The 8,990-nt window shown below is 60.2% G+C and carries 8 protein-coding genes; 3 read left to right on the forward strand and 5 right to left on the reverse strand.

The annotated features are described in order from the left end of the window. Positions 1 to 400: 400 nt before the first annotated feature. Both P3T21_RS37920 and P3T21_RS37925 read right to left on the reverse strand, forming a co-directional pair. Positions 401 to 664: a hypothetical protein gene (locus P3T21_RS37920; protein WP_429260974.1), complete on the reverse strand. Its 264-nt coding sequence runs from the start codon at positions 662 to 664 to the stop codon at positions 401 to 403. Between the two features lie 33 nt (positions 665 to 697). Then, positions 698 to 1,504 (reverse strand): alpha/beta hydrolase, encoded by an 807-nt coding sequence (locus tag P3T21_RS37925; RefSeq protein ID WP_429260975.1) that lies wholly within the window; start codon positions 1,502 to 1,504, stop codon positions 698 to 700. Positions 1,505 to 1,716: 212 nt separating this feature from the next. Between P3T21_RS37925 and P3T21_RS37930 the strand changes: the two genes are divergently transcribed. From P3T21_RS37930 to P3T21_RS37940, 3 genes are all read left to right on the forward strand, one after another. Then, a complete protein-coding gene (locus tag P3T21_RS37930) occupies positions 1,717 to 2,514 on the forward strand; it encodes a DUF4118 domain-containing protein (protein WP_429260976.1) in 798 nt (265 codons plus the stop codon). Between the two features lie 2 nt (positions 2,515 to 2,516). After that, positions 2,517 to 3,398 (forward strand): alpha/beta hydrolase, encoded by an 882-nt coding sequence (locus P3T21_RS37935; RefSeq protein WP_429260977.1) that lies wholly within the window; start codon positions 2,517 to 2,519, stop codon positions 3,396 to 3,398. Between the two features lie 65 nt (positions 3,399 to 3,463). Then, positions 3,464 to 4,186 carry a MipA/OmpV family protein gene (locus P3T21_RS37940; protein WP_429260981.1) on the forward strand — a complete coding sequence of 241 codons (723 nt, stop codon included), beginning with the start codon at positions 3,464 to 3,466 and terminating at the stop codon, positions 4,184 to 4,186. Positions 4,187 to 4,360: 174 nt separating this feature from the next. Here the strand turns inward: P3T21_RS37940 and P3T21_RS37945 are convergent, their stop codons facing one another. From P3T21_RS37945 to P3T21_RS37955, 3 genes are all read right to left on the reverse strand, one after another. Continuing rightward, positions 4,361 to 4,924, reverse strand: a complete 564-nt coding sequence (locus tag P3T21_RS37945; RefSeq protein ID WP_429260978.1) for a tyrosine-type recombinase/integrase — start codon at positions 4,922 to 4,924, stop codon at positions 4,361 to 4,363. A 234-nt stretch (positions 4,925 to 5,158) separates the two neighbouring features. Beyond that, complete coding sequence (locus P3T21_RS37950) at positions 5,159 to 6,625, reverse strand: hypothetical protein (protein WP_429260979.1); 1,467 nt, start codon at positions 6,623 to 6,625, stop codon at positions 5,159 to 5,161. Between the two features lie 1,119 nt (positions 6,626 to 7,744). After that, entirely contained in the window at positions 7,745 to 8,287 is a 543-nt protein-coding gene (locus tag P3T21_RS37955) for a hypothetical protein (protein ID WP_429260980.1), read from the reverse strand. Positions 8,288 to 8,990: the final 703 nt, after the last annotated feature.

Below are 8,990 nucleotides of genomic sequence, written 5' to 3' on the forward strand. Positions count from 1 at the left end.
GCTTATCCCCGTGGATTTCTACTGGTCCCGATGAGGGCTTGGACGCGTGTCTCAAATATGCGTTGGGGCTCTGTTCTCCTCAAACACCTTCACGGTTTCGTGAGTCATCGCGACAATGCTACTTCTGGGCCGAGCGGCGACGCCTGTCGACCCGTTTCGGTCGCTCGACGACCTTATTTTTCGATGTCCGCTCACCGGCTTGCAGCGGACACGTCAGCCGACTACGCGACGCGCTCGGCGACGGATCCGGGCGCGAAGACAATGAAGCGTCAAGATCAGCTTACCGCTCCCGAGAGAACATCGACCGCTGTCACGCAATGCTGTCTGGACCGTTCAGGTAACCGACCGGCGACTGTTCTCGACCAGACCGGCCGCCTTCTCCGTTGCAATCGCAGTATGTTTAAATCCGGCGCACGCTCATCTTGGCGCGGAGAGAGGACCTTATCTCCATTTTGTCATCGGCGTCGGAGCCCGCTTGCGCTTCAGAAATGCTACTGCCGCGGCGGACGGCGATTACGGATATTCCGATATGCCTGGAAAGGTGATTGAGCTTATGCCTTTTGCGCACTGCGGAGGTTGGGACGTGAACGTCGATGCCGACGAGGAAATCATGGTGATGGAGTGTCACGCCGAACACAACGATGTCAAGTTCAGCGAGAGCCACGCAAGGCCCCTGCTTTTCCGGTCAGGCTTCGCGTCATGCGGCATTAAGCCATTCCAGAATGCGTCCCCAGTCCTGCGGCGTCATGGCGCCGAACCAACCGTCGTGATCGGCGTTTGGCAACAGCATGAGCCGGGCGTGATCGTGTTCGCTCGCGAAACGTCGTGCATGCGTGACCGGAATCAACTCGTCCCGCCGCGCGCCGACGATGACCAGCGGCCCGTCGTAACGCGATACGGCGGCGACCGAATCAAAGCGGTCATGCAGCAGCCACCGCACCGGGAAAATCGGATACTTCTCAGCGGCCACATCGGCCAGCGAATCCCACGGCGTAACAAGCACGACGCCGGCGATCGCCGACTCGTTGCCCTTGACCACTTGCGATGCCATGCCCGCGCCCAGCGATTCGCCCACCAGATAGACCGGCCCCCGCCATTGCGAGAGCACGGCCGACAAGGCGTCACGCGAAGCAACGGCCGCCGCTTTCATGGTGCGCTCGCCTCGCCGCTTGCCGTGCCCTGGATACTCGACAATGACGACGCGATACCCAGCGCGCACGAATACCTGGGCGAGCGGCAACTTGGTCTCCGCCGACTCCTCGTTACCGTGATAGACGACGAACGTGCCGCGGGGTTCGTGCTCCGCCGGCGTGACGACGTAACCTGCATAACCGCCTTGCGCTTTCCACGCGTCAACGTGGTTACCCGAGTCAATGACCGTGCGCAGATCGGCTGTGTCGGGCGTGGATGGAAGCAGCAAGCGGTCCTGCATCAGATACAGCGCCAGCGCAGCGCCCAGATAGGCGGCGACAGCAAAGCATAAGGTATAGGTGAGTAGCCGCATGCTTTGTCTCGCCCGGTGGGCTTTGTTGACCGTGGCGCCAGTATAAGGACAATCGCCGGCTCGATGCGCCATTCGCCATGCTCCGTTTGCCGCCATCACACTAAGGGAATTACCGTCCAACCAAACTTTGCCCGATATAGCGGGTAATGTCACAAAAGTGTCTGGCACAATCACGGGCTTATAGGAAAACGTCACATCGCTGTATAAAACGAATGAAAGTCAAAAACTCTCGACGGTGGGCTTCGCGAGGCCGCAAACGGTGGATCATCGCGGCGGCGGCACTTTTTACCGCCGCCGCCATCCGATTGATACTTCATCCGCTGCTCGGCCCGATCATGCCGGGCACCGCCTTTCTTATCGCCGCCATGCTCGTAGAGTATTACTGCGGCCTCGCGCCCGCACTCAGCGTGATGCTGGCGGGACTCTGTCTTGCGGATTACCTGTTCGTCCCGCCGTACGGACGCATCGACATCATCGATACGTCGGATATCCGTCTGCTGGTCTCGTATACGCTCATCACGATTGTTGTCATCACGCTGGTCGAGCGCTTGAGACGCGCCCAGTATCGCGCCGAACTGCTGGCGTCGGTGGCGCACTCGCGCTATGAAATGCTGCTGCGCGGCGATAACGAACGTCTGCTCGCGCGTCGCGCCACGGATGAAATGCATCGCATGCTGCATCACATCGCGCAGCACAACCGATCGCTCATTCTCATCAAGGCGCTCGATCCGGCAACGAGCGCGCCGCCCGGCAGTTTCGTCGCGGCGGCGGCAACCTCTACGGCTGCCGGAATCATCGACGACGAATCGTATCTTACGGGTATCGCTTACGGGGCCAGGCATTCGCAAGCGCATCCGGATGATCTCGCGCGTCTGAACAACCGTCTGGTACCTGGCCATCACCGCATGCGTTTTCTATCGAGTGGACACGGTTGGCGCGCAGTCGAATGTGTCTGTGAACGCTTCATTACCCCGTCAGGCGAATTTCTGATTCTTCGGGCGGAGGACTGACCATGGACACCTCTCAATTTCCCGATGCTCAGGGCAACGATCATGCTGTTCTCCTTTTGCACGGCCTGTCGAGTTCCCCGGCGGAATTGCGGTTCCTTTCGCGCGTGCTTGTCGAAGAAGGCTTCGCGACTCACACGCCAGAACTTCGTGGCTACAGCGCCGGCACGGGACATATGCCGATGGAGCAGTGGATCAGCGCAGCCGTCGCCGAATTTGACGCGCTTGCAGCGCGACACCGGCATGTTTCGGTGTGCGGCCTCTCCATGGGCGCGACGCTAGCCGCCGCCGTCGCTCAACAGCGCCCGTCCGCGCGCGCGTTGCTGCTGTTGTCAATCACACTCAGTTACGACGGCTGGGCGATTCCCTGGTATCGATTTCTACTCGGCTACGTCTATTACACCCCATTGCGCTCACGCTACCGTTATCGCGAGCACGAACCCTATGGCCTGCGCAACGAGGCGTTGCGCTCGAAGATTGCACGCGTGATGCAGAGGGACGAAATCAGTGAAGTGGGGCCCGCATCCATTGCGATGCCAGCGCTTCACGAAGCGAGCCGGCTTGCGAACTCGGTACGCAAGAAGCTGACGAGCATTAGCACCGATTGCCTCATCATTCACGCGATCGACGATGAGACGTCCAGCCCGCATAACGCGCGCTACGTCGTGGCGAACGTCGGGGCGTCGTTTCTTCGCACCATCTGGCTCGACGACTCGTACCATATGATCACATCGGACAACGAACGCGAGGTCGTCGCGCGGGAATGCGCGCTCTTCCTGCGCGAAAGCGCCGCGGCGTCGGCGTCCTGCAACAATCCAACGCCAGTCGTATCACGGGCGCTCGCGCGGCGCCTGAGACAGTTGGCCGCCGTGGCGAGGAAAGCATGAGGCTCGTCGTCACTTCTATTGGACGCCGGTGCCTGGCGCTCGCAGCGGTAAGCGCGTATTGCACAATGGGCGTCGCACACGCCGATGAACCGCAGGCCGACAGCGATTGGAAAATCTCGGTCGGGCCGGGCATGTATGTATTCCCGAAGTTCCCTGGCTCCTCGCAGCTTCAGGTGCTTCCGTTCCCCGTGCAGGACATTTCATGGAAGGACCGTGTTTTCTCACAGGGTCCAGATGTGCTCGGCGTCAACGTGCTGCATGGAGAGAACTATCATCTCGGTATGTCGGTGAGTTTCGACTTCCAGTCGCGATCGTCGTCCGACGATGCGCGGCTCAAAGGCTTGCCCGATGTGCACTATGGACCGAAGCTGCGGCTCTTCGGCGATTACACGGTGTGGGCGTTCACCGGTGCGGTGGTAGCCTATCAGGACATCGCGGGAACAGGACAAGGTCTGACGGCGACGGCCGATTTATTCGTATCGGTGCCGATCGGTAACTGGCTCATTTCGATGGGTCCGGGCCTAACCTGGGCCAACGCGACCTATACGCAGACCTTGTTCGGCATCACGCCGCAGGAAAGCGCGGCATCGGGTTTGCCGCACTACGATACCGGTTCCGGCTTGCGCGATATTCACTTCAACGTGAATACGACTTACAAAATCAGTCCGCACTGGTCGGCGAGCGTCGAGGCCGTTGTGGGACGCCTCGAGCGTTTCGCCGCAGGCAGTCCGATTACCGAGCGCCGGCTCGACCTCAACGGCATGGCGTCCGTGCTTTACCGCTTCTAGCAACGATAGTCTTTCGCGCGATCTTACCGGCCGGGATAAACCCCGCGCACATACTCCACTGTGGTCCGGGAGGAAACAGCGAACAAATAATCGAACATCATCTGTGCAATGTCCGCTGTGTGCCGCAGAGCGGCCGCATTAACGGCTTCGCAGTATTGTTTCCGAAAAGACCGCTCATGGCCGACTGCTGTCCCACGCAGAGGACCGCAGCCGACCGCGCTGTCTCGCTCCGATCCCGTTGATCAGGCGTCGGAATCGTTCGACGCATCGTGTGCGTGCCGTACGCGGTGTCATCCGGCCCGATCGACGCAGCCCAGCGATGCACCAGGCGTGAATACTGACGCGTCGAGAGATGCGGTATTCATGGAGCCGGCTTGGGAAGAGGAAGTCGGGAACCGTCAGCCCAGCCGCCCTGATCCATGCCTCAACGCTGTCCCGCGTCTGCTCAGTAATCTCGAACTGAACCGGCCGCTGCGTTTTCTGCTGCATGATCGTCGCCCGACTGGCGACCTGCTGCCCGTGGCATACGTCGCAAACCCGCAGCTTCGTCAGATCGCATGCGCGTAGTTTGCTGTCGATGGCAAGATTGAACATCGCGAGATCGCGGACCCGCGCCGAAAGCTGTAAGCGGATGCGAATGGTCCAGATTTCCTTGAGTCTCAATGGCGGCTTCCGCCCGATCAACCTGTCCTTGTTCCAAGGTATCTTGCCGCCGCTACCTTCGTCAGTCGCTTTCATGACGATCTCCATTCAAGTGAAGGGAGAATCAGTCTGCGCCAAGCGTCAGCGGGCGCTGTTCGGCCCGAAAGTGACGGTCGAGTTTCTACAGAGCGGTCATTCGCGATTGGCCGGCAACAGCACGTCAATAGGGCCGCCTTTGGGGCGGCCCTATTGTCTACCTGGAGAGCGCACAGTACGGTTTGAACGCGTCTCGCAACTCAGGAGACAGCCCGTCAGGTCGACGAGTTGCCTTCAACGGTCGTCGCTATCGCGACCCGCAGACGCCGGCCGCGAGGGGCTTACGGTTATGGCGGCGCCAGTAAGTACCCAAGCCCGCTGGCTGGGCGCGAACCGCGGCGCCAGGGAGCCGTCATTGATTTCGCGTGTCACGGCAAAGCGACGGAACGAAGTCGCCGGCAAGAACAGGCGGGAATTGTCCGGGAACCCATCGCTGGCAGTATCCACGTCTCCCTCGCGTGCCGAAATGACGCCGTCGCCATTGGTATCGACCCGTTTGACTTCGGCCACATAGGCGTCGTACAAGCGCTGCGGGAATGGCGTGCCCGGCTCGAACGAAGCCACTCGCACGTAGGTGTCCAGGTAGATTTCGTGGGCAAGTCCGCTCGGGATAAAGCGCTGGCGGTATTCCCGCTGGTTATCGACTGTGGCATCGAATCGGTCGGGGTCGCGCGGACCTGCACCACCCAGCGGAGCCGCATTGTTCGGATCGTCCCCATAGTCGATCGGACGGTTTGTCACGCCTGCCGGTCCAGAGCCGGGAATCAGTGACGAGAGCGCGCCAACTTTGCCGGCTTCAAAGGTACCGGGGATACCGCCGGTAAAAGGCAACTCGTAGAGTGGATGGATCCAGTTGGTCGTGTAGTTGAATTCCCAGTAGCCGTGACAATCAGACTGCTGCATGCAGTTGAGCGCCCCCATGCTTAGCTGGATCGGCACGATATTGGTCTGGCGGTCAGGGAAGTGGTCTGAAGCTTCGGGCAAATGCGGTGCCTTGCCATCCATTGTGAATAGCCGGCCGGGCACGTTGTGGTGCGTGCCCATCGCCCGCAAGGCAGCCGCGTCCGCGACTGTCATTGTGCCGAACTGGGCGTGCCCGTCGGGACGGGGTGGTGCGACATTCGGCACTTGCAAATCGTGGATCATCCAGCCCTCGTACCAGCCACTTTCGTTGTTAATCACAAACAGATATGAAAGGTCGGTAAATACATCGATGAAGGCGCGAACGTTATCGGGATCAGTGGGCAGCCCAGGCTTCGGCTCGACCACCAGGCGCACCGCACCGATGGTTGGCAAGCCGCAGTTGGCGCCAGTTGCCGTCAGCATCGCCTGGTCGTTGATGCCCGAGAATCGTGTCGTGAACGGATTGGGTTCGAATCCTACTGTGGACAGCAGGTAATACTGGAACAGCTGGCTCGGTTTGTCGGCCTCGGCATAGGCCTGAATTGGCAAATAGGTATGGGGCCGCTCGGCCATCCTTTGGAGGAGATCCTGCAGCGAATCCGGCAGGTGCGCGATGTCGCCGCGCTGACGCACCAGCGCGCCGTCAGCGGCAGCGTTCGGATTCGGATGGCAAGGTGGCGGCGGCTGTTCCGCGCATGCCTGGCCTGCGGCCAACGCGCCGATGAAGGCGGCAGCGGACAGACTGGCAGCACGTGAAACCAGTGGTCTGAAGCTGCGGGGCTTGAATAGCGATTTCATGATTGCTCCTGAGGTTGACCCGCTTCAACGGAGAGATCTGCAGTTGGGTACTGATGTGTGGCTTAACCTCCATTGAAAGAGTTGAGTCGCGGGCTGTCCATGGCCGGGCAGCAGGTCGCCTGTCACGACCATGACACTGCCTGGCGGTGGGCAACCCGCGATGCGATGTAGCTGGGTGAAATCGGCAAATCGGATGCCGTGAGAGCAGTGTCGTGTAAACGGGTTGGAGGAAGAGATATTCCGGGCGCGGCTAAAGAATGCAGCGGCAGTCATGCCTGTCGGAGTCCATTGCGCGCCCGTGGAAAGCTTTTCGAGGTCGGCAACCGGCGGTAACAGTGCTCACTGTCGCTCCGAGTTCGTCGTCGCAACCTGTACGTGATCCATGCCTCGCGCGGATTGCGTCGCGATGGGCGACCGGAGATTCACAAGTTGGCGATACGACCGCGGGGTGGGTTCCACGACAAAGCAAGCTTACGAAGCAAGCGCGTATGAAGCGCTCCGCGTACTTGCCGCAACATCCGGCTGTATTCGCGCACTACCTTAAGGCAGGCTGAAGAAGTCGCCGATCGTCGTCGCAGCGGCGGAAAAGTTGCGTCAAGTTGCAGGCGTAACGGCGTCGCCGTCGTTGGATCGCGCCACGTCACCCTCGGCCGGAATGCCGATTGCTTCCTTTGATAGAGCGCTCGAAACAGGCAAAAACGCTGCTGAATGAGCGTTGCGGGTCGTGGCCCTCGGACGCAAAACCTTTCTGCACTTCGGCCTTCCAGCAGCGGCGAACGAATTGTCGTGATCTACGCATTGGTCGCGACCGCCAAAGAACGGCCCCGATCGGACGCTTGCGATTTTTCATTGTTGACGATCTATGCAGCTCAGTCGAATGTCGCATCCTGGCCGCACCCAGTCTGTCGCGACCGACGCTCGACGTCACAGAGGGCCTCGACAGTTTTTCTAAGGCGGTCGGCTACTGCAATCGCTCGGGGACAGCATAGAAATTTTTCAACGATCAGTCGGTACCAGTTCGCGCTGGCTGCGGTTTACATGTACGAGAACAGGTCTTTCACGCAAGCGAGATTTGCGGTTCGAATTCGACGTGAGACGATCGCCGCTCTCGCTTCGATCTTATTCGGCTTTGTTCGCCTGGCCCACGAGCGCGGCGTCGATCGCCAGGAGAGCGTGAAGGAAACCTAACCTCCGGCCCTCTTCCTTGAGCTGCTGGAGTTCGTTCAGCGATGCCAGGTCTCGATTACCTCTCCCGTACGAGACGAGCGCGCGTGCCCGCGCCACGACAAAGGCGGAAAACGGCGACGGCTGGCGGCGTGCGTAATCCTCAAGGGCCGCAGCATGGGCCGCGGCCGCATCCCACAGTCCCCGGTCGATGCATGCGTCTATCGCGTCACGCCGAAATAGAAAATGATTGTGGCTCACCGCCCCGGCGACGAGCAGGGCTTCGCCTTCTGCGAGCGCAGTTTCGAAGACAGCCTCATCGTCGGTCGCGCGCGCAAGGACACCGAGATAAAACGGCTGCATATAGGCGATGCCCGTTTCCCGACTGATCGCCGGAGCCTCCCCGATATCATCAAGTGCTTCACTCTGGCGCCCTGCGACCCTATGCAGCTCAGCGCGATACGCGAGAGCCTCGCCTTCAAAGCGCCTCGCCTTCAACTCGCGCGCGTGCCGCAATGCCGCGTCGACATGCTCCCAGGCTCGATCCCACTCCGCGAGAGCGTGCAAGCAGTGATAGGCGGCATGATGGGCAATCGCAAGCGACCGGCGATGACCGACCTTGTCGGCCGCCGCGATGCTGGTAAGTGCGGTCTCAAGACCATCCCTCACCTGGAACGGGTTGGCCAGAATCGGTACGCGGTACTTTCAGCGCGTCCTCGCAAAGGCCGAAAACGCAAACGGTTTGAACATTTCTGATGAGCGGATCTCGTCAGAATACGAGCGGACGGCGGCTATTGTCGAGCGGCCGATCACCGCCGTACCCGGCCCGACGATGAACTGACGGGATGCTCAACCATGGATGTTTCCGCGTCGGGCAGCAGTCGACCCCATTTGAGCCAGTCGCGTGCAAGCAACCAATGTCCGTGATTGACTGGAATTCGGACAATCCCAAGCCCAGCAGCGAACGTATCACCCATGCCCGGCACACCGCGACCCACGTCGCGGATACCACCAGCCTTTATGCCTCGCAGGAATGATTGTTATGCGGTCGGCGAGTCTTCTCCACTCGTCTGCATTGACTGACTATCTATCCAACGCAATGCAACGCAACTTCAACACACCGCGCCATTCATTTGAAAGAAGGAGATCGTCATGTCACTGCAAGCCAAGCTCGACGCATTCAAAGCGGATTTCAAAGCCG

It is taken from the genome of Paraburkholderia sp. GAS334 (assembly GCF_050436625.1).
GTDB lineage: Bacteria > Pseudomonadota > Gammaproteobacteria > Burkholderiales > Burkholderiaceae > Paraburkholderia.